The organism is Alsobacter soli, from assembly GCF_003004785.1.
Lineage (GTDB): Bacteria > Pseudomonadota > Alphaproteobacteria > Rhizobiales > Beijerinckiaceae > Alsobacter > Alsobacter soli.
This window is the reverse complement of the sequence record NZ_PVZS01000006.1, coordinates 13,577-34,064: the sequence shown is the minus strand read 5'-3', so window position 1 is coordinate 34,064 and position 20,488 is coordinate 13,577. Positions and strand designations below refer to the sequence as shown.

Sequence of the window (20,488 nt, the reverse complement as noted above, 5' to 3'; positions counted from 1 at the left end):
GCGTGGCGTGCCGACTTGTCCCCGTGCTCCGCTTCCGGGGGTGACGCAAAGGCGAGAGGCCCCGATGAGGAATGGAACGGACTATCTGCGGCCGCGGACAGAAGTGAACGGCCCTGCGTCGAAAGGCGTCGCCAGCTTCGCCGGCTGATGCGGGACGAGCCTATGCCCAGTTCAGAACAGCTCTTCCGACGGCAGAAGATCCTCGCTGACTTCGGCGAGTTCGCGCTGCGTTGCGAGAGCCTCGACGCCATTCTGGACAAGGCATGCCTGCAGGTCGCCGAGGCGCTCGGCGCCAAGCGATCCAAGATTCTTGAAATCCAGGGCGACAGTTGTCTGCTCCGGGCTGGGCGAGGCTGGGACGAAGGCCTGATCGGCGCGCTTCGCCTCCCGATGAAGGAGCTCTCGTCGGAGAGCTTCGCCATTAAGGCGGGCAAGCCTGTCATCACGCAGGACATCCACAAGGAGGACAGGTTCCAGGTCCCCGACTTCATGAAGAAGGCGGGCATCGTGGCGCTGGCGAACGCGCCGATCTTCCTGCCGGGGGGCAAGGCGTACGGTCTCATCGAGGTGGACGATACTCAGGCGCGGGACTTCAGCGAGGCGGACACCGAGTTCCTGCGCACCTACGCCATCGTCCTGGGCCCAGTCATCGACCGCCTCCAGATCTCGACCTCGTTGCGCAGCACCGAGGAGCAGTTCCGCCTGATCGTCGAGAGCGCTAGGGACTACGCCATCTTCACCACGGACCAGCAGGACCGGATTCGGGACTGGTATCCCGGCGCCCAGGCCGTGTTCGGGTGGACGGCGGATGAGGCGGCGGGGGAGCCCGCCGCCATCTTGTTCACGGAGGAAGACCGCGCGCAGAACGAGGACAAGAAGGAGGCGTCGACGGCGGCGCGCGACGGAGCCGCGCCCGACGTCCGGTGGCATGTGCGCAAGGACGGCTCCCTGGTCTTCATCCACGGCTCCGTCCGGGCCCTGCGGGACGAAGCCGGCGTCCTGCTGGGCTTCCTCAAGATCGGCCAGGATCTCACGGACCAGAAGAGAGCCCAGCAGCGCATGCAGGTGCTGATCAACGAACTTCAGCACCGCGGCCGCAACCTGCTCGGCGTGATCGCCGCCATCGCCAAGCGCACCATTGGCCAGGGAGGCCCGCTGGACGCCTTCGAGGACCGGCTTACCGCTCTCAGCCGCGCCCAAGGCCTGCTGAGCCGCTCCGTCATGGATCCTGTGCCACTGAGCGACATCATCCGAACTGAACTGGCGGCGCATGTGGACCTGGGCTCGCCCAAGCTCTCGATCTCGGGGCCATCTGTCCGCCTGAAGGCGGCCCAGGTTCAAAACTTCGCCCTCGCCCTGCACGAATTGGCGACCAACGCCATGAAGCATGGGGCCCTGAGGGAAGAGGCGGGACTTCTCTTCATATCCTGGAAGACAAAAGGCCGGGGCGAGAGCCGGCATCTCGTCCTCAACTGGACGGAGACCGGTGTGACGCTTCCCCAGGATGCGCAAAGCCATCGCGGGTACGGTCGCGAGCTGATCGAGCGAGGGCTCGGCTACGCCGTCGGCGCCCGCAGCAAGTTCGAACTCGGCTCCGACGGCGTGCGCTGCGAGATCGAAATGCCGCTGGGCGACGATCGTGACCAGCGGGAACAGGGGCCGGATTGAATGCAGGGACTGCTCGCGGGGCGCAGCATCCTCGTGGTGGAGGACGACTACCTGATCGCGATGGATGTCGACAACGCCTTGCGGCAAGCCGGGGCGCAGGTGCTCGGCCCCGTTCCGGGCGTGGCGGAAGCCATGGCCCTGGTTCGAACCGTCAACCTGGACGCCGCGGTGCTCGACGTCGCCCTTGGCCGCGAGACGGCGCACGAGCTGGCGAAGGAGCTCCGCGCCCGGCGGACGCCCTTCGTGCTGGCGACCGGGAACGTGAACGTCGCCGGCCAGCCGGATTTCGAAGGGGCTCCGGTGCTGGAGAAGCCGGTCCGGTCCCAAGATCTGGTCAGGGCGATCGCGGCGATCGTGAGTTAGACGGCTCGCGCCTTCTGGGGCTTTCGCGAGGCGCGCCCTACCGAAGTGACCGTGATTCTTCCGTCCCCGTCTCCTGCGCGTCGAAGACGAAGCGATCTCGGGAAGCCTGTGAGCTCCTCGCTCTGGATCCTGGCGCGGCACGCCCCCCGAGCGCTGCGAGGCGCCGGCGGCGGCGATGGGGAACCGTGCTCCGGTCTGCTGCTCGCAACAAGACGACCGCGTTTGGGGCCAGAGTGGCGAAATCGCCTCTTGCCGCGAGGGGCCAGAAAACGTAGACGCTTCAACGTGGCTCGCCACGCCGGGGTATAGCGCAGCCTGGTAGCGCGGAAGTTTTGGGTACTTCAGGTCGCAGGTTCGAATCCTGCTGCCCCGACCACCGGCGAGCCCCTTCGACGAATTCGAGCAGCGAGCAGGCCATGTCCGCACGGATCTACCGCCCCGCCAAGAACGCCATGCAGTCCGGGACGGCGAAGTACACCCGCTGGCTTCTCGAGTTCGAGCGCGAGGCGAAGGACATCGATCCGCTCATGGGGTGGACCAGCTCGGGCGACACCCGCCAACAGGTGAAGCTCTGGTTCGACACCAAGGAAGAGGCCATCGCCTACGCCGAGCGCAACGGCATCGCGGCCACCGTCGAGGAGCCGCACGAGCCCAAGCGACGCCAGATGGCCTACTCCGACAATTTCCGCTTCAACCGCGTGGGGCAGTGGACCCACTGACCCAATCGCCAGCCCGCTCGGGTTCGGCCCCGTAGCTCAGATGGATAGAGCAAGGACCTTCTAAGTCCGAGGTCGCAGGTTCGAATCCTGCCGGGGTCGCCAGTGTTTTTTATGTAGCGATTTCAATTGGTTGCGGGGCCGGCCAATGGGTTTAGGGGGATAGATTAGCCGCAGTTTAGCGGAACTATCCAGGGGACACTATGTCCCAACTCTTTCACTCTTTACATCTTCAATACTCAAAGTTTGAAATGACTTGCGTCAAGCAGCGACGCTCCTATGCTCGCGGCCGCGCACAATCCGGTGCGCGCCGGAGAGCCGCGCCCAGACGTAAAAGCAAACGCCCCAGGCGGGGAGGACCCACCTAGAGCGCTGCACTGCTCGGAGACTGAACACCCCGGACAGTGCAGCAACATCGAATCGCGGTCAACACCGCGAGGGGCGAAGCTTTGCCCATTTGAGCGCGGCCACCATGAGGTGGACCGTGAACTACTCCCGTTGGCTGCCCTCGTCTTACAGCGGCGGCTATCGCCTGCCCGGCCTCATCAGCGAACGCATCCGCATTATGCTGGCGAGCTTCAAGAACAAGGAAGCCGCCTTCAAGCTGTTCGTGTTTTTGGCGCGCTTCCACACCGGTTGGCGCTCCGGCATGCGCCGCATGACCATCGACCGACGCAAGCTCGCCGGCCATCCCGCCCTGAAGCTGACGGAGGATCAGATCAAGGGCGCCATCAAGACGCTGCGCGCCGCCTTCCTGCTGGAGCAGATCCCGTACGCCGAAGCTTACGCCGATGGCCTCTGCCGCAATCCCGGCGAGCCCCAGATGCGCGCGGCTTGGTACGCCTTTTCGGCTGAAATCGCCGCCCTTTTCCCTTCCCATGGCCGAGCCCAAAAGACGGCTCAACCTTCTACACCGAATACAGAGATGAATGGACCCGTAAGGGGACATCTGGGGGAGGAGAAGCCCAAGCCCGTCAAAGAGCCGCAGCCCGCCGATCAGGCTGAGGAGGAGACGGGGCTTTATCGGGGCGTGCCGCCGCACGTGGAGCCCTGGATGATGAGGAAGCGGCCTGAGCCGGTACCGGACGAGCACTACTGGGGAGCCATCATGTCGGATATCCGCGCCATCTTCTCGCCCACGGATCTCACCCGAGCCATTAACGCCTTCCGTGATCCCGCCCGGCGCTCCGAAGTGATTGCGGCGGAGCGCGAGCGGCTGGGCGGCGGCCTGGAGCATGCGATGCTCATGCTGACGGATCTGATGTTCGAGGAGGGCTGACAGCTTGATAGTTCCGGAAATCCACATCCGATGATGCAACGAGTGACCGCGCCGAACTCGGCCGCCAGTTCACGCCCTGGCGACCACATGGTGATGGCGTCACCTCGCGGCCGGGGGGCAGTTGGTGAGTGCGTCCGCTACATTGACTGCACTCGGTCTATTGGGAAAACCTCTGGCGGACCTTGACGCGGATCAGCGAAATGTTCTCTTTTTGTTCTCATGGTCCGAACCCGACGACTCTTCACGCCCTACGAAGCCGACGCCCTGCTGGCGGATCTGAAGGATTGTCGGCGCGCCTGCGTCCGCGCCCTGGCCAAGGCTCCCATCAACGGTCCAGTTGCGCGCGCGGTCAGCGGGGTGACGGCGGCCATAGATCAGGTCGCTGAGGTGATCACGGGCGACCGCGAGCACTTCTGGTCCAAGACAGCGAGCACCGGGCCTGAGATGCGCGCCCACTTCAAGCCGGAAGACTAGCGATCACGGCCTCACGCTGATCCTGGTCATCCGTTCCCAAGCTTCCAGGGCGCCATGCAACGAGGCCACCGTGCGACCGCCGGATAATCACCTCCATGGCCAGAAGAGTCTCCAGGGTCGTCTGATCCAGGTTGAGGCCCACGGTCAGCGGCCGCCGGTACGCCTTCGCCGCATCGGTCGCCTTCATGGGGGCGTGCTTGCCGCTCCATCGCAGGTCCGACCATCATGAGCGATGGTCAGGTATTTACGATAGAGGACGCTCTTGGCCTTATGGTCTAGCGCCTTCCAGAAGCACTCCCGGCAGGCTCGCCGGCCTTTCGGCTCTACGGCAATGGGGAGATGCTGATGGCTGCTGTAAGGGCTTCTACGAGGCCGTAAACAGGCGTGCCTCGATCACTTGAAGGAACATGCGGCGGTGAACGCGTCTGATGAAACTTGGACGATGTTCGGGGGCAGTATCTCTGGGTGTTGGTCCAAGTAACTCACCAGGACGCGCGAAGCCTGCCGGCTGGTGTTGGCTTGGGCGTGGCCCCTGCAATGAGCTTCGCCCTTTCGGTTCACTTGCAGGGCCATGCTTTCTTGAACGCATTCATGGCGAGGTCCGTGATGTCCAAGTTCAACCGTGCTGGGTGCGATTCCATGTAGTTCACCAGAACGCGCACGGCCTGCATGTTGGTTACGCCGTCCGGAATGCAGATGTGGAGACGGCCTCTCGAATACCGGATGGCGTGAACAGCGCCGATGCAGAAGCCCTGATCGTAGGGTCGCAGGCTCGATTCGCCGAGGATTAGGCGGCAGACTGCAAGCTGCGCATTGCCGTCGGTCTGATCAGCGCGGGCGGGGTACTGGGAGGCGACCAGGGTCATGGCTGCCAGAATAACTGCTGTTCGCATCTTGGGTCTCGTTCGATGAGGGGGAGGGCGACGATAATGGGTGGAACGTCGCCGGAGCAATGCGGTGCGGTAGTCGAAAGCAAAACCCTGCCCGGATCGCTCCGGGCAGGGTCTCCACTAGCTCCGAAAGCGAATCGATAAACGGAGCAAAGGTCGTCTTCGGATCTTTTAATTAGGCGAATACGGTGCTTCCAGCCGGCACCACATTGCGCGCGCACCACTACAGCTTCAAGCTGCGGTCGAACTGATCGCCATCACCGACCGGAGGAAGGCTTCCGCGACTTGCGGGAGATGGCGTTGCCGTACCCGCCCAGCTGCCCCACGCGGGCGGGAAATCCATCACCCACCGGCTGTGCGCCGGGTTCAACTGGGCGCCAACGTCCGTCGCTGGTTCGACGAAATCGCACCTGTCCCAGAACGTCGCCGCCCGGTCCACGCCCTGGCCTGCGCCGCAATGGTCACGGTCGCCTTGCGCCCGTCCGGACGCTTGCCCGTCAGGCTGGCCCCCTTCGCCGCCTGCGAGCCCGTGGCGTTGCCCACCTTGCGCGCGTAAGCTTGATTTTGCCCTGTTTTTTGGAAACTTTAGCCCCACATAGCCCCACTATTTAGCCCCACTGCCCATTGCCGGCCGACTTTTTTATTTCGATCCGCGCCCCATGCGCAGCATCGTGACGGCGCTCAGGGATCCAGCGGTGACGGTGACGCACAGCCCGGGAAGTACCTGGCACGAGCTGCTGGCTGAACGGTGGAGCAGCTCGAAAGCCTGCTCGGCGCTCTGGGCTTTAGCTCGGCGCGGGAGGAATTCGCATCGCGGTCGGCACGAGATCGAGGCAAAAGCCGCCACCTCCTGTGCAGGGTATCGACTTGATCTCGGGCAGCAGACGTGCTTCTTCAGCCACCTCTGGGAGCGCGCGCAAGATGGCCGAAAACGAACCAAAATCTCTGGAGGCCTTTTTCCAAAAAAGCAATTTTTTCCGCGTAGTCCACGCAGACGGCTGCTATGGAGGGCTAACGCCGCGTGGCTCAATCCACTGCGGTTTTTACAGTGAGCGAGTCGCGATTCCACAGCGGACCTCCATCCCGATTATCGACGGCCAGCCAGGCCCAGAAACCATACTGGAAGGCAAGGAAGGGTTGGTGCGGGAGCTTGATGTGGATGTCGTCATGGACTTCACGACCGCTGTGTCGTTTCACATCTGGATGCGCGACAAGCTGGAGACTTTGCGAGTTCAGATGCAAGTCTCTGACGAAGACTGGAACGCTCTTCTAGGCAGGGCCAAATGACTGACCGCCTCTTTGCGACAACAGGCCAATCATTAGAGCGCTGGAAGCAGCACCGCGCCGTTGCGGACGGGGTCCGTCCGGTCTCAATTGATCGGCAGAAGGCCCGGCGCGCGGATGCCTACATCCCCGTTGTCCTTATGGGGGATTCGTCTCAGCCCCGCTTTTCCATAGAGATCCCGGCGCTGACGCAGATTTCGCCCAAAGCTCAACCGGACGAGACCGAGAGTGACATTCTGGTGCGGATGACCGCTCGCCAGAGATGGGCATATATCGCTGACAAGCATCCCCTTGAATTTTGGCTCGGCGTTGTTTCGGTGTTTGCCGCTACCTACGTCGTGGTTCAGGGGCTTGTTACGCTCTGGCCTGCATTGCAGTTTTCGGTGATCTCGTCCGCATTCGCACAAACCGCAAAGTCAGGGGATGCGAACATAGCGGGTGTTAGTATCCAAACCTTAGTGGCCGTGGTGATGGCTCTGGCCCTGCTTTACTGCTATGGACTAGCGAGCTACACGACTGCAAAGGTCAAGATCGACCTTGCCCGCGAAAACATAAAAGCACTTCAACAGTTCCTGGTAGGTCTTGCGACAGGAGCGGGCGCAAGTCGCCTGTAAGTCTCGACGGTGCAGCAGCGGAGCTGAGTTGCTGGCAGGCGGCAGCTGGACGTGGGTCACGCATGGACCACGCTCCTCCGCGAGGGAGCCGCCGGCCGTGCGCCGGGTTCAATTGGTCGCCACAACCCGTCAGGGGTTTCGACGAGATGGTGTTGGCACCATGCGCTAGATGGCGGCCGGTCCAGGCCCGTGCGCCTGCATGTTCAAGCTGACCGTCGCCTTCGAGCCGTCCGGCCGCTTGCCCGTCAGGCTGGCGCCCTTCACCATCTGCGAGCCCAATGGGTTGCCCATCGTGGGCGTGGACCACCCAGTAGAGTGGCTGTCGCACGTGGGGTCCACCGAAGCCCGCAACGCGCCGCAGGTGCATACGCATTGCCACATCGTGTCACGTTTGGCGTTTCGTTCCATCCAAGTCAAATTCGAACATCATGGTGTCGAGGCGGTCTCAGATCGCGCCATGAAACCCGAAAGTCCGAAGCCCCCCGACATGGATCACATGTCAGAGGGCTACATGTACAGAGAGCGGAGTTTTCAATAAGCTTCGCGCCGGTTTCGACGCGTCACTGTCCTTCAGCAGTACTCAGTCAGAAATGTGAATGTTGGTAAACAGCGCAGGCCGTTCGACATCATCCCACACGCTGCCGGTGCGCGGGGGCCACAAGGTGTCGCCCGTCATCGAAAGCAGGAAAATGGCGTTGCGGTTAGGGCTGTAGATCCGGACGTAGGGTCTCCAATCGTATTCGCCGAAGTGCGTCCAGGCGCGGCGGCCATGGCGCCGATGCACCTCGAAGATCTCGCCAGGATACGCGGCGTGCAGCACGTTGCTAAACAATTCGAGCACCGGGTCGAGCAGATCTTGGTAGTAGATCTCTGCACCCGTGACCGGATGCTTCACGTGCCAGCCGGTGCCGGATCCGGCCGTTTCGAACAGCGTCGTGTTCCAGTTCGGGAAGCCGTCGGCGCGGTACCACTTCTTGCGGGGCTCGTCCCCGGGCACGGCGCACTTACCCTTGTAGTTGTAAAAAGCAGACATTGAAAATTCACTCACGAAACAATGCCTGAATGTACCGAGCCGGCCGTCCACCCCGCAATTTTTTTCAGCATGAGGGACATCACGTAGAGGCGTGGACGAGTTGGGTCAGCTTCCCGCCTTATGGTTTTCGAGCACTGTCGGAGCTCTGGAGAAGTATGGTGCCCAGCACTTGCACCGAATGACCTCTGGGCGGACGTAACCTCGCATCAGGACGCAAAGCACGATCTCCTCCGACCTCGGCACGTCCTGCGTGCCCGCGAGATGCCTGCATCGTTTTCTCGTTGATGCCCAGCAGCACGGCTATTGAACCCTGGTGAACCGCAGATCCTGCATCACCACGGTGACCGGGGTTATGGTGCCAGCGGGTGGGCGTCAGGATGGTGTCAGGCTTGGTGATTTCATTGATGTACGGATTGTACGTACAAAAGTCTTCAGCCGTCATGAAAGAGCATCTGTAGGAATCCGAACCCCCTTGCCATGGCGGTCGCGGTCTGACATCAAGGTCGCCGTGCAGGGATGGCATGCCACTGTCCTTTTCATGCACGGCATGCATACTCAAGCCATTTAGAGAGAAATTATGTCTGCTATCAACACCATCAGCGGTTACTACTGGGTCAAGTTCTACAACATCGGCGAGATCTGCTTCAGCGCGGGTCGCTTCCCTGGCGCCATCTGCGCCGAGCGGGAATCCCAGACCAACGAGGGCGGCGAAGAGCCGGACGGGTTCGACGCCGACTGGGAGATCGTCCGCGTCGATTTCGAGACCACCGAGGCGGCGGTCGCCTTCACCGCTGGGCGTAGCCGCCCGCTGAGCGCCGAGGAAATCGATGACCATCTCGATTGGACCGGTCAGAACGATGACGACGACGCGTGATGGAGGAGAGCGCCTTCCTCACCCACCCGACCACTGGCGAGACCCACATCGTCAAGTAGTGGACCCGTCGTGTTCACAACCAGACCAAGGTTTCTGGGCCAAGCTCAGGCTCGCCTGACAAAACGAAACCAAGATTTCAAGAACGAAATATTTGAGGACCATCGTGATCAAGACTAAGAAGATCGCAGCCATGCTCATTATCTACTACGCCGACGGCACGACTTCGGGCGCCCTCGTCAGGGTGAAGCCGCTGGCTGGACTCAAGTTCATGTTCCCGAGGGAACTGTTCGAGACCGACTCCGCCTACCACCAGCGCAAGCTCAGCTGCTTCGGCCGGGACCTTGTGGACGCCGCCGAGCGCGGCGCCGAGAAGGACATGCAGGTCCTGTTGAGTGCCATCGACATCGAAATGGGAGGAGGGTCGAACTACGTGATCGCGCTGGACGAGATCAAGGAAGAGGTGCGCGTGAACCGTACGGCCGCCACGCTGCGCCAGATGCGCACGATTGCCGAGAACGCCCGCAACAACGCCGCTTAATGCGACCCCGGCGCGGTAGAGGCGCCGCGAGCCTCCACCGCGCCGAGAGGTCAATCGCCTCGACTTCCATGCGCTCGCAATGGAATCCCGAAGCTGTCCTTCGCGCCGGCGCTGACGCATTAGCGTGTACCTCATGAAGACATGCGGATGAGACGCAATACGTGTCTCAATAGGATTGACTCTCAAGTTTTGAGACACTACAAAGACGGGGTCTAAACCCTATTGAGACAGGGCCGCCCGCCGATGGCTACCTACGGCTACGCCAGAGTTTCCTCCATCGATCAGAACCTGCAGGTTCAGACCGAGGCCCTCAAGTCCGCAGGATGCGAGATCGTCCGGGCAGAGAGGGCAAGCGGCACCTCGCGTAAGGGGCGTCCGGAACTTGAGAGTCTGCTGGAGTTCCTGCGAGCCGGCGACACGCTGGTGGTCACCAAGCTGGATCGGTTGGCCCGTTCCGTCGCGGACCTGTCGGCCATCGTGGCCTTACTTGAGGAGCGCGGGGCGAAGCTTCGTATCCTTAACGCAGCCCTGGACACCGGCACACCAACCGGTCGGGCATTTCTGCAAATGTTAGGAGTTTTTTCCGAATTTGAAACAGCGATTCGTCGCGAGCGCCAGATGGAAGGCATCGCCAGCGCGAAGGCCGAGAACGTCTACAAGGGCCGGAAGCGGTCCGTGAAGCGCGACGAAGTCGTAAGGCTCCACAGTGAGGGCATGCGGCCCAGCGACATCGCCAAGGCTCTTAGAGTCGCGCGAGCCAGCGTTTATCGGGCCCTGGCTGAAGCTCGTCAGAACGGCACTTGAATTCAGAGATAATTGTGCATGACGGTGCATGTCGATCAGGACACAGTAGAACGGCACCCCAAGTCATACGACGGCTGGGCCTTGCGCGCTGCTCTGAGGCTTTGCCCCGAACTTCTTGCGTCTTCCTTCTACTTCTCTCCACTCAGGCGGCAGTGCCTGTTTCTCGCATTGGCCACCTTCGAAATTGGCCAAGACGTGGAAATCCGCGCGCGGCTGTTGAAGGTCGCGCCAGCATTTCTGAATTCGTGCAGTACGCTCGGCGATGGCGTCGCTCGTTCGCTCGCTATGCTCCGCGCGAAGGCAATGCTTGAGGCGATTCTCGGACAAGTTCCTCCTCCGGGCCTCCTCGGAACGCTGGCGCGACTTGGGAGCCAGCCACTGCCGCTTCCTGGCTCCTACGAGCGGCTGGTCGGCATCTTCAAAAGCCGTTCCCCTTTGGACCGGCAGCGCGCCAAGGTTCTTGGGCAGATCTCCGGACCTATAGCGGTCGAAATGCTCCGTGTACTGCATGTTCTTGACCCCATCTTCCTCCACCCGGCGGTAGTGGCGAACGTAAATGTCCCAACGGCATACGCCGCCAACGCCGCCCTGAGGTGGGTTCGAGAACACTGCTCAACGGCATCGGACGCCAACATCCGCGAGTCTTTCGTCTTGTTCGCCCGTGGTGGCCTTAAACGTTGGTTGAGGGCCTGGGCAGAACGCATGACACGCCTTCCATTCGAGCCACCCGTTAATTTCGCTAGCGGGTTCATCCCGCTCGCAAGCGGCCCCGCCATGCTCGATGCCGGGAGGCGGTTCCGGAACTGCCTTGCGGAAAAGGTCCCTGAAGTGGCGCTTGGTCGGCGGTACTACGTTGAACTGATGAAGGGTCACTCGTCGGCGGGGGCAATTGTTGAACTGTCACGAATTTCTACTGGATGGCTTCTCGCGTCCGTATATGGCCCGAACAACGACCGCGTTCCGCTGCCGCTCCAGGAGGAGATTAGAATCATGCTGCGGAATGCAGGCATCTCGGTTCCGGATCATGCACCCGGTGATCCTGATTATTTGGCCAAGTTGGCGGAAAGCTTCGGCATGTGGGGCTGGAACCGCGACCGCCTCGACGGTTCTGACCTGTTGATTGAACCCTTGGACGAACCCGCATGAGCGTGATCCAGGTACTTCGAGACGCTCGGGGTGCCATCATCGGCCACATCGAAACACAGCGATTGGACGGCAAGGCGGCAGCGCGAGATGCACAGGACAACTGCTGGGGATCCACGATCCCCGCGGAAATTTCACCCGCGATCCCGTCGGAAAGATCGTCGGCCGAGGGGACCTCTTGGCTGGTCTGATCCTCTCGGCCGATTGAGGGACGGGGGATGGCTGCGGCCCCGGCTCACTTCCCGGAAACTTCAGCCTATGGCCTGCTCCAGCATGAACAGCAGCAAGAAGCCGGCGAAAAACATTTCCGTGACCCAGGAGTTGTCTGGCTGCTCATGCGCCTCCACCAGGAGCTCCTCGGTGACCAGGTAGAGTAGAGCGATCAAACCGAAGGCGAAGAAGCCGGTGACCACGGGCTGTGACAGCCCCGAGACTGGGACCGCAGCCAGTGCTCCCAGCGGGAGGAGGAAGGCGAGACCCGCAATCGCCGCAACGACGGCCGTCTTCGACCCGATGTACTCGCTCAACTCCGTAGTGACAGTCAGCCCCAGGAAGAGGATCTCCAGGGTCAGGGCTGCCGTGAGCAGCAGGCCCTCTCGCTGGCCGGCCACGAAACCGAGTCCGAGCACCAGTCCATCGATAAAGACATCCACGCCGACCGCAGCGAGCAGCCCAACGGAGCCACGTGCCACGCCCCCTAGGCGCTTGACTCCGAGCGTGGCGGCCACGCCCGCCACGGCGCCGAGCACCACGGGCCAGAATCCTTTGTGCTTGAGGTCGGGCAGGATCTCGCCGGCGGCGGCAGCGAAGACCACGCCCGCTGTGAAGTGCTGGATGGCGCTGGTGAGCGTCGGACCGGGCGGTCGGCGAACCGCGAGGACCGCGCCGCCGACCGCTGCCACCACTGGGATGAAGACATAGGCCCAAACCGGCATCGGGCCTCCTCAGCCAGCCGGCGCCCGCAGCAGGCGCATGGCGTTCGCGGTGACCAGCACGGTCGCCCCGGTGTCGGCGAGGATCGCCGGCCACAACCCGGTCAGGCCCATGATGGTGGTGACCAGGAACACGGCCTTTAGGCCGAGGGCGATGCCGATGTTCTGACGGATGTTGGCCATGGTGCGCTTGGACAACGCGATCATCTCGGCAATATCCGTCACCCGCCCGTGCAGCACCGCCGCGTCGGCGGTTTCCAAGGCCACGTCCGTCCCCCCGCCCATGGCGATGCCCACGTGGGCGGCGGCGAGCGCCGGGGCGTCGTTGATGCCGTCGCCGACCTTGGCGACGCGCTGGCCGGCGCCCTGCATCTCGCCGACGATGCGTTGCTTGTCCTGCGGCAATAACTCAGCCCGCACTTCGATGCCGAGCTCGCGCCCGACAGCCTCGGCGGTGCGGCGGTTATCCCCTGTCAGCATCACAGTTTTGAGCCCCGAGGCGGTGAGCGCCTTAAGGCCAGCCCTGGCGTCCGGCCGGGGCTCGTCCCGCATGGCAAGCGCCCCGGCGAGTTCGCCGCCGAGCACCAGCACCGCAACGGTCTTGCCCTCATGGTTGAGGGCTTCGATGCGCTCCTGAACCGCAGGGTCGAGTGCCGTCCTTGCGGCGGCTTCCTTGGGCGAGCCCAGAAACGCCTCGACGCCGTCCACCAGACCTGTGACCCCCTTGCCCCCGAGCGCCCTGCCATCGGCCGCCGGCGCCGGCGCGACGCCGTCCGCTGCCGCGCGGGCGAGGATGGCCTGGGCGAGCGGATGGCTGGAGCCAGTCTCCAGGCCGGCGGCGACGCGCAGCACCTCGCCGGAGTCGCGGGCGAAGCCGATCACGTCCGTCACCTGCGGCTTGCCCTGGGTTAGGGTCCCGGTCTTGTCCAGCGCCACGGCCGTGACCTTGCCGATGTTCTCCAGCACGGCACCGCCCTTGAGCAGCAGGCCACGCCGGGCGCCGGAAGAGAGGCTTGCCGCGATGGCGGCCGGCGTCGAAATCACCAGGGCGCAGGGGCAACCGATCAGCAGGATGGCAAGGCCCTTGTAGACCCACTCCGACCAGGAGGCGCCCGCGAGGATGGGCGGCGCGACCGCCACAAGCGCGGCGGCGACGACCACGCCAGGGGTATAGTAGCGTGAGAAGCGGTCGATGAAGCGCTCGGTCGGCGCCTTGCTCTCCTGCGCCTCCTCGACCAGTTTGACGACGCGCGCGATGGTGTTGTCGGCGGCGGCAGCGGTGACCTGGATGCGCAGGGCCGCGTCGCCGTTCACCGTGCCGGCGAAGACGGCTTCGTTCGGTCCCTTGCGCACCGGGACGCTCTCGCCGGACACGGGCGACTCGTCGATGGCGCTCTCGCCCGACAGGATCACCCCGTCCGCCGGCACGCGGTCGCCGGGGCGAACGAGCACGGCCGCGCCGACGGGCAAGGTCTCGGCCGGAACCTCCTTGGTCTTGCCGTCCGTCTCCACCAGGGCCGTCTTGGGCACGAGCTTCGTCAGCGCCTGGATGCTATCGCGGGCCTTGCCCGCGGCGACGCCCTCCAGCAACTCGCCGACGAGAAATAGGAAGACCACGGTGGCGCCCTCCTCGCCGGCGCCGATGATCACCGCGCCGACCGCCGCGATGGTGAGCAGCATCTCGATGGTGAACGGGATCCCGGCCAGCGCCGCCATGAACGCGCGCTTGGCGATGGGGATGAGACCGATCAGCATCGCCGCTTCGAAGGCCCAGCGTTCGACGCCGGGGACGAGCTTGCCGACCACATAGGCGCCGACGAGGCCGATCCCGCTGGTGATGGTCAGCAGGCCCTTCGAGGATTTCCACCACGGCCCCTCCATCGGGCCGTGGTCATGGCCGTGAAGGCCGGCGACCTCCGCACCGTGGGCGTGACCATTGTTGGGGTCCTTGTGATCGTGTGAATGGCCTTCGTGCTCATGGCCGTGATGGTGGTCGTGGCTGCAGCAGCCCGCGTGTGCGTCGGGCGGGACCGCCTTTGCAGCAGCATCTCCGGAGCGCACGGCCTTGTAGCCGAGGCCGGCCACCTTTTTCTCCATTGCCGCGAGGTCCGCGGCGGCCGTGTGGCGGAGCGTCATGGAGCCGGCGGTGGGGGAGACGGCGACGTCCAGCACGCCGGGCATGCGCCGTACGGCCGTCTCGATCTTGGCGGCGCAGGACGCGCAATCCATGCCAGTGACGCGGTAACGGGTTTGAACATCGTCGGTCATGCCGGCCTCTCGATTCCGTTTCCGCCCGCTCTACATCCTCTAGTTGCTAGAGGAGCAAGCCCCATGGCGGCAGAAACGTTCCCAATCGGCGAAGCTGCGCGCCGCTGCGGCGTCAAGGTCCCGACCATCCGGTATTACGAGGGCATCGGCCTGCTGCCGGCGCCGTCCCGCACGGAAGGCAACCGGCGCTTGTTCGACGCCGCCGACCTGCGGCGCCTGGCGTTCATCCGCCACGCCCGGGAGCTCGGGTTCGAGGTGGACGCGATCCGGACACTGCTTTCGCTACAGGACGATCCCGATCAGCCTTGCGCCGCGGCCGACGCCATCGCCCGCGAGCGCCTGGCCGACGTCGAGCAGCGGATCGCCAAGCTGATGGCGCTCAAGGACGAGTTGGAGCGCATGCTGGAGCAGTGCGCATCGGGTCGCGTTGCAGAGTGCCGGGTCATCGAGACCTTGGCGGACACCACCCACAGGCACGGCCCTTTCACGTGACCGGCAGGTCTGGGCCACCCCTGGGATCCCGGACGACATGCGGCTTGGCGGCAGCCGGTCAGGTGAACGCCGTGCATCCTGACACGCCAATGCGGCCCTCACTCGGCGGCAAGCCTGGCGTCCCCGCAACTTTCGTCCGCCGAGCTCACGTCGCCCGCCGCCCCGGGCAGCCCGCGTCCCTTGATGAGCCCGTAGATCGCGGGGATCACGACAAGGGTCAGCAGGGTCGAGGAGACCATGCCGCCAATCATCGGAACGGCGATCCGCTGCATGATCTCCGAGCCTGTCCCTGTACTCCAAAGGATCGGCAGCAGGCCAGCCATGATCGCGGCCACCGTCATCATCTTGGGCCGGACTCGCTCGACCGCGCCGACCATGATCGCCTCGTAGAGGTCGGCCCGGGTGAACCGACGCCCTTGGGCCGCCCGCTCGGCCGCCCGGTGCTCCAGGGCCTGGTCAAGATAGATCAGCATCACGACCCCGGTCTCCGCCGCGACGCCGGCCAGGGCGATGAACCCGACGGCCACCGCGACCGACATGTTGAACCCAAGCCACCACATCAGCCACACGCCGCCGATCAAGGCGAAGGGCAGCGACAGCATCACGATCAGCGTCTCCGTGATCCGACGGAAGTTAAGGTAGAGCAGCAGGAAGATGATCAGGAGCGTGACCGGCACGACGATCCTCAGGCGGGCCTCCGCTCGCTCCAGGTACTCGAACTGTCCGCTCCACTGGACGTAGGCGCCCGCGGGGAACTTCACCTCGTTCGCGACCGCACGTCGGGCCTCGGCGACGTAGCCCCCGAGGTCGCGGCCGGCCATGTCCACGAAGATGTAGATCGCCAGCTGCCCGTTCTCCGTGCGTATCGAAGTCGCGCCCCGGTTGAGCTTGACCTCGGCCACCTCCCCGAGCGGCACGGCGCCGCCCGCCGGCAGCGGCACTTGCACCTCGGTCGCGATGGCCCGCGGGTCAGAGCGCAGGTCGCGGGGATAGCGGATGGTGACGGCGTAGCGCTCCCGTCCCTCGACCGTTGTCGTGACGACTTCGCCCCCCATCGCCGTCGCGATTACGTCCTGCACGTCGCCGATGGTCAGGCCGTAGCGGCCGAGCGCCATTCGGTCGGGCACGACGTCGAGGTAGTAGCCCCCGATCACCCGCTCCGCGTAGGCGCTGGTGGTGCCGGGCACGGCCTTGACCACGGCCTCCACCTGGCGGGCCGTCCTCTCCATCTCGGCGAGGTCGGCGCCGAACACCTTGATGCCCACGGGCGTGCGGATGCCGGTCGAGAGCATGTCGATGCGCGCCCGGATCGGCATCGTCCAGGCGTTCGAGACACCGGGGAACTGGAGGGCCTGGTCCATCTCGGCCTTCAGGCTCGCCAGCGTCACCCCCGGCCGCCATTCGCCCTTCGGCTTCAGGTTGATAATCGTCTCGAACATCTCCGTGGGCGCGGGATCGGTGGCCGTGAGAGCCCGCCCGGCCTTGCCGTAGACGGAGGCGACCTCCGGGAAGGACTTGATGATCCGGTCCTGTGTCTGGAGGAGTTCCGCCGCCTTGGTCACCGACAGGCCCGGCAGGGTCGTCGGCATGTACATCAGAGTGCCCTCGTCGAGGTCCGGCATGAACTCCGAGCCGAGCTGGCGCGCCGGCCAAACCGTTGCCGCCAAGGCCGCGAGCGCGACGAGGATGGTCAGCGTCTTGGCCCGGAGCACGCCACGGATCACGGGTCGGTACATCCAGATCAGCAGCCGGTTGATGGGGTTGCGATGCTCCGGGACGATCCGCCCACGCACGAAGATCACCATCAAGGCCGGGACGAGCGTGACCGAGAGCAGGGCCGCCGCGGCCATTGCGAACGTCTTGGTGAAGGCAAGCGGGCCGAACAGCCGTCCCTCCTGGCTTTCCAAAGTGAAGATTGGCAGGAACGACACCGTGATGATCAGCAGGCTGAAGAACAGTGCCGGCCCGACTTCGCTCGCGGCAGCGATCAGGAGTTTGATCCGGGGCTTGTCCTTCGGCGCCCGCTCCAGGTGCTTGTGGGCGTTCTCGATCATCACGATGGCCGCGTCGATCATCGCCCCGATGGCGATGGCGATGCCTCCCAGGCTCATGATGTTCGAGCCGAGGCCCATCAGCCTCATGCCTGCGAACGCCATCAGGATGCCGACGGGCAGCATCAGGATGGCCACGAGCGCGCTTCTGACGTGCAGGAGGAAGACGATGCACACCAGCGCGACGACGACGCTCTCCTCGACCAGCGTGTGCCTGAGGGTGGCGATGGCGTCGTTGATCAACTGAGAACGGTCGTAGACCGGGACGATCTTGGCGCCCTTGGGCAGGCTGGCCGCGATCTCGGTTAGTTTGGACTTGGCGCTGTCGATGACATTGAGGGCGTTGGCCCCGAACCGCTGCAAGATGATGCCGCTCGCGACCTCTCCCTCGCCGTTCAGCTCCGTGAGGCCGCGGCGCTCGTCCGGTCCGAGTTCGACTCGGGCGACGTCGCCGACGCGGACGGGAACGCCCGCCTCGGTCTTGAGCACGATAGCCTCGATGTCCTGGATGCTCTTCAGGTAGCCCCGCCCGCGGACCATGAACTCGAACTCGGACAGCTCGACCGTGCGTCCGCCGACGTCCATGTTGCTGGTGCGGATCGCGTCCCTCAGCCTTTGGAGCGGGATGCCCTGCGCCCGAAGACGGCGCGGATCGACGACCACGTTGTACTGCTTGACGAAGCCGCCGACGCTCGCGACCTCGGCCACCCCTTCGGCCTTGGAGGCGGCATAGCGCACCACCCAGTCCTGGAGCGAGCGCAATTCGGCCAGCGTCATGTCCTTGGCCACGACGGCGTACTGGTAGACCCAGCCCACGCCGGTCGCATCCGGCCCGAGGCTTGGGGTCACGCCCGCCGGGAGGCGCCTGGAGGCGGAGTTCAGGTATTCGAGCACCCGGCTGCGGGCCCAGTACGGGTCCGTGCCGTCCTCGAAGATCACGTAGACGAAAGACACGCCGAAGAACGAGAAGCCGCGCACGACCTTCGACTTCGGCACCGTCAGCATCGACGTCGTCAATGGATAGGTGACCTGATCCTCGACCACCTGCGGCGCCTGGCCGGGGTAATCGGTGTAGACGATGACCTGCACATCCGAGAGGTCGGGAATGGCGTCGAGCGGCAGGGTGCGCAGCGCGTAGACGCCCGCCAAGACAGCAAACGCCGCGCCGATGAACACCAACAGCAGGTTACGGGCCGACCAGGCAATGAGACGAGCGATCATGGCGTCGCCTTCGACGTGGCCATGCCCTGGAGCGCGGCCTTCAGGTTGCTTTCGGCATCAATGAGGAAGTTGGCCGACACCACCACCCGGTCACCTTCGGCGACCCCGTTCCGAATTTCGGTGAAGCCGGATCCCCGCACGCCGACCTGGACCTCGCGCGGCGCGAACCTGCCCTCGCCCCTGTCGAGGATCACGACCTGTCGCGCGCCCGTGTCGATCACGGCGCTGTCCGGCACGGCAACGACGGGCGCACGTGATCCGGACTCCAGTTCCACATCGGCGTACATGGCCGGCCGCAGAACCCCGTCCGGGTTGGCGAGCTCGATTCGGATGCGAACCGTCCGGGTCTCCGCCGACAGGTGCGGATAGATCCGGGCGACAACTCCCGTGAACGTCCGCCCGGGAAAGCTCCGGACCCGAACGGTCGCGGGTTGGCCCTCTTCGACACCGGCCAAGTCGCGCTCGGAGACGTCAGCCATGACCCAGACCGACGAATGGTCGACGATGCGGAACAGCACGTCGCCAGGCATCGCCCGCATGCCGTTGCTGACGTTCCGCTGGACGACTGCGCCGTCTCGCGGCGCCGTCCAGGTGATGGTCAGAGGCACCTTGCGGGTGCGTTCGATCTCATTGACGACATCGGGCGGAACTCCGAGGTTCTGAAGGCGACGCCGCGCTCCCTCCATGCCGATAGCGGTGAGGTACTGGGCAGCCGCGGCGGCGATCTCGGGCGAGTAGAGCCGGAACAAGGGTTGCCCCCTGTGGACGTGATCGCCCGTCGTGACGTTCTCGACGGCCTCGATGAAGGACTCCGAGCGCACCGATACGACCGAAACCCGGCGCTCGTCCTCGTCGAGGGCACCGGGGGCCCGAACAGGCCTCGTCAGAGCGCGCCGTTCCACCACCTCGGACCGTACCCCGGTCCGCTGGAGCTTGCCCGGAGAGATGGCGACGGTCGAAGCCTCGGCTTCGCCCTCGTAGACCGGGATGTAATCCATCCCCATCGAGTCTTTCTTCGGCGCGGTCGAGGTGTCCGGCAGGCCCATCGGGTTTCGGTAGAAGAGGACGCGCCTTGCTCCCGGCGTCACCGGGCGTGCGGGCTGCTCCGACACGGGCGGCGGATCACCCTCGAAGCTGATGTCCTCGCTGGCGTGGACGGGACGGTAGTCCCGTCCATCCTCGCTCTGCTTCGACTCCAAGGAATAAAACGGCTTCCCGTCCGGATGGCGGTAGTAGACCACCGGGCCGGCCGGCGCCGATCTGGGTTCCTCGGAGGCGGCCTTCGACTGCTCCAGACCGATTTGCTTCTGGACCGTTGACGCCAGCTCACTCACCTCCGGCAGCTTGAGTCCGTCGCGGCCCGCCCAATAGCCTCCCGCCCCCGCCGCGAGCGCGGCGAGAGCTCCGGCGATCCATGAGCCCTTAGTCATTGTGTGGCCTTGAGGACCAGCTTGTTCTCGACCGTTCCTTCCTCGCCCTGGATCTTGGCGCCGAGCGAGAGTTGCCAGCCGCCGGCCATCGTCAGCCGTGTCTTGAAGCGATAGACGCCGGGCTCGGTGGAGGGCTCCTGCTCGATGGGCGATGCCATCATCGCCATGCCGTCCGGGGCCATGTCGATGCGCTTGGCGAAGATCACAGCATCCGGCACGGGCTTGCCAGAGCGCCTGTCGACGAGACGGGCTGCGACGACGGCCTCGCCTACCTTGATTTCCTTCTGAACGAGTTGGAATTCGTAATCCTTGGGGTCGGCTTTTGCAGATCCGACAAGGGCAAGGCCAAGCAGCGCGGCCCCGAGTACGAGCGAGGGTTTCGACGACTTCATCGTCTGTGTCTCCTGAGATGCT

20 protein-coding genes and 2 tRNA genes are annotated in these 20,488 nt (G+C 64.3%); 15 read left to right on the top strand and 7 right to left on the bottom strand.

Going from position 1 to position 20,488, the window contains the following annotated elements:
• The first annotated feature begins 162 nt into the window (after positions 1-162).
• From SLNSH_RS06735 to SLNSH_RS06705, 7 genes are all read left to right on the top strand, one after another.
• The gene (locus SLNSH_RS06735; RefSeq protein WP_106335915.1) at positions 163-1,668 is read left to right on the top strand and encodes a sensor histidine kinase; all 1,506 of its coding nucleotides are present in this window, start codon (positions 163-165) and stop codon (positions 1,666-1,668) included.
• Positions 1,669-2,031, top strand: a complete 363-nt coding sequence (locus SLNSH_RS06730; RefSeq protein ID WP_106335914.1) for a response regulator — start codon at positions 1,669-1,671, stop codon at positions 2,029-2,031.
• A 299-nt stretch (positions 2,032-2,330) separates the two neighbouring features.
• Positions 2,331-2,407: transfer RNA gene (locus SLNSH_RS06725), tRNA-Pro, on the top strand.
• Between the two features lie 40 nt (positions 2,408-2,447).
• Positions 2,448-2,750: an ETC complex I subunit gene (locus SLNSH_RS06720; protein ID WP_106335913.1), complete on the top strand. Its 303-nt coding sequence runs from the start codon at positions 2,448-2,450 to the stop codon at positions 2,748-2,750.
• A gap of 25 nt (positions 2,751-2,775) precedes the next feature.
• Positions 2,776-2,852: transfer RNA gene (locus tag SLNSH_RS06715), tRNA-Arg, on the top strand.
• A 379-nt stretch (positions 2,853-3,231) separates the two neighbouring features.
• The gene (locus tag SLNSH_RS06710; protein WP_106335912.1) at positions 3,232-4,026 is read left to right on the top strand and encodes a hypothetical protein; all 795 of its coding nucleotides are present in this window, start codon (positions 3,232-3,234) and stop codon (positions 4,024-4,026) included.
• 219 nt (positions 4,027-4,245) lie between these two features.
• Complete coding sequence (locus SLNSH_RS06705) at positions 4,246-4,500, top strand: hypothetical protein (protein ID WP_106335911.1); 255 nt, start codon at positions 4,246-4,248, stop codon at positions 4,498-4,500.
• Positions 4,501-5,057: 557 nt separating this feature from the next.
• On the opposite strand, the gene SLNSH_RS06695 is transcribed toward SLNSH_RS06705, so the two are convergent.
• Entirely contained in the window at positions 5,058-5,393 is a 336-nt protein-coding gene (locus tag SLNSH_RS06695) for a Rap1a/Tai family immunity protein (protein ID WP_146140210.1), read from the bottom strand.
• Positions 5,394-6,311: 918 nt separating this feature from the next.
• On the opposite strand from SLNSH_RS06695, the gene SLNSH_RS24540 reads away from it, so the two are divergent.
• The 3 genes from SLNSH_RS24540 to SLNSH_RS06685 all read left to right on the top strand — a co-directional run bounded on the left by SLNSH_RS24540 (position 6,312) and on the right by SLNSH_RS06685 (position 7,826).
• Positions 6,312-6,677, top strand: a complete 366-nt coding sequence (locus tag SLNSH_RS24540; protein ID WP_146140209.1) for a hypothetical protein — start codon at positions 6,312-6,314, stop codon at positions 6,675-6,677.
• Positions 6,674-7,288: a hypothetical protein gene (locus SLNSH_RS06690; protein WP_106335908.1), complete on the top strand. Its 615-nt coding sequence runs from the start codon at positions 6,674-6,676 to the stop codon at positions 7,286-7,288. Before SLNSH_RS24540 ends, SLNSH_RS06690 begins: the two co-directional genes overlap by 4 nt.
• Before the next feature lie 199 nt (positions 7,289-7,487).
• The gene (locus tag SLNSH_RS06685; protein WP_146140208.1) at positions 7,488-7,826 is read left to right on the top strand and encodes a hypothetical protein; all 339 of its coding nucleotides are present in this window, start codon (positions 7,488-7,490) and stop codon (positions 7,824-7,826) included.
• A 42-nt stretch (positions 7,827-7,868) separates the two neighbouring features.
• On the opposite strand, the gene SLNSH_RS06680 is transcribed toward SLNSH_RS06685, so the two are convergent.
• Positions 7,869-8,321, bottom strand: a complete 453-nt coding sequence (locus tag SLNSH_RS06680; protein ID WP_106335906.1) for a hypothetical protein — start codon at positions 8,319-8,321, stop codon at positions 7,869-7,871.
• Positions 8,322-8,898: 577 nt separating this feature from the next.
• Between SLNSH_RS06680 and SLNSH_RS06675 the strand changes: the two genes are divergently transcribed.
• The 4 genes from SLNSH_RS06675 (at position 8,899) to SLNSH_RS24535 (ending at position 11,683) form a co-directional block, all read left to right on the top strand.
• Positions 8,899-9,195: a hypothetical protein gene (locus SLNSH_RS06675; RefSeq protein WP_106335905.1), complete on the top strand. Its 297-nt coding sequence runs from the start codon at positions 8,899-8,901 to the stop codon at positions 9,193-9,195.
• 163 nt (positions 9,196-9,358) lie between these two features.
• Positions 9,359-9,733: a hypothetical protein gene (locus tag SLNSH_RS06670; protein WP_146140207.1), complete on the top strand. Its 375-nt coding sequence runs from the start codon at positions 9,359-9,361 to the stop codon at positions 9,731-9,733.
• A 243-nt stretch (positions 9,734-9,976) separates the two neighbouring features.
• A complete protein-coding gene (locus SLNSH_RS06665) occupies positions 9,977-10,537 on the top strand; it encodes a recombinase family protein (protein WP_106335903.1) in 561 nt (186 codons plus the stop codon).
• Positions 10,538-10,555: 18 nt separating this feature from the next.
• On the top strand, positions 10,556-11,683 hold the full coding sequence (locus SLNSH_RS24535; RefSeq protein WP_146140206.1) for a hypothetical protein: 1,128 nt from the start codon (positions 10,556-10,558) through the stop codon (positions 11,681-11,683).
• 248 nt (positions 11,684-11,931) lie between these two features.
• Here the strand turns inward: SLNSH_RS24535 and SLNSH_RS06660 are convergent, their stop codons facing one another.
• The gene (locus SLNSH_RS06660) at positions 11,932-12,615 is read right to left on the bottom strand and encodes a ZIP family metal transporter (protein WP_106335902.1); all 684 of its coding nucleotides are present in this window, start codon (positions 12,613-12,615) and stop codon (positions 11,932-11,934) included.
• A gap of 9 nt (positions 12,616-12,624) precedes the next feature.
• Positions 12,625-14,880, bottom strand: a complete 2,256-nt coding sequence (locus SLNSH_RS06655) for a heavy metal translocating P-type ATPase (protein ID WP_106335901.1) — start codon at positions 14,878-14,880, stop codon at positions 12,625-12,627.
• A 63-nt stretch (positions 14,881-14,943) separates the two neighbouring features.
• On the opposite strand from SLNSH_RS06655, the gene SLNSH_RS06650 reads away from it, so the two are divergent.
• Positions 14,944-15,372 (top strand): MerR family transcriptional regulator, encoded by a 429-nt coding sequence (locus SLNSH_RS06650; protein WP_106335900.1) that lies wholly within the window; start codon positions 14,944-14,946, stop codon positions 15,370-15,372.
• A gap of 98 nt (positions 15,373-15,470) precedes the next feature.
• Here SLNSH_RS06650 and SLNSH_RS06645 read toward each other — a convergent pair whose 3' ends face one another.
• The 3 genes from SLNSH_RS06645 to SLNSH_RS06635 are packed head-to-tail and all read right to left on the bottom strand — an operon-like array spanning position 15,471 to position 20,466.
• Positions 15,471-18,644 carry an efflux RND transporter permease subunit gene (locus tag SLNSH_RS06645; RefSeq protein ID WP_106335899.1) on the bottom strand — a complete coding sequence of 1,058 codons (3,174 nt, stop codon included), beginning with the start codon at positions 18,642-18,644 and terminating at the stop codon, positions 15,471-15,473.
• Positions 18,641-20,074 (bottom strand): efflux RND transporter periplasmic adaptor subunit, encoded by a 1,434-nt coding sequence (locus SLNSH_RS06640; RefSeq protein ID WP_106335898.1) that lies wholly within the window; start codon positions 20,072-20,074, stop codon positions 18,641-18,643. The genes SLNSH_RS06645 and SLNSH_RS06640 overlap by 4 nt, the downstream gene beginning before the upstream one ends.
• Positions 20,071-20,466 (bottom strand): FixH family protein, encoded by a 396-nt coding sequence (locus SLNSH_RS06635; protein ID WP_106335897.1) that lies wholly within the window; start codon positions 20,464-20,466, stop codon positions 20,071-20,073. Before SLNSH_RS06635 ends, SLNSH_RS06640 begins: the two co-directional genes overlap by 4 nt.
• Positions 20,467-20,488 lie beyond the last annotated feature (22 nt).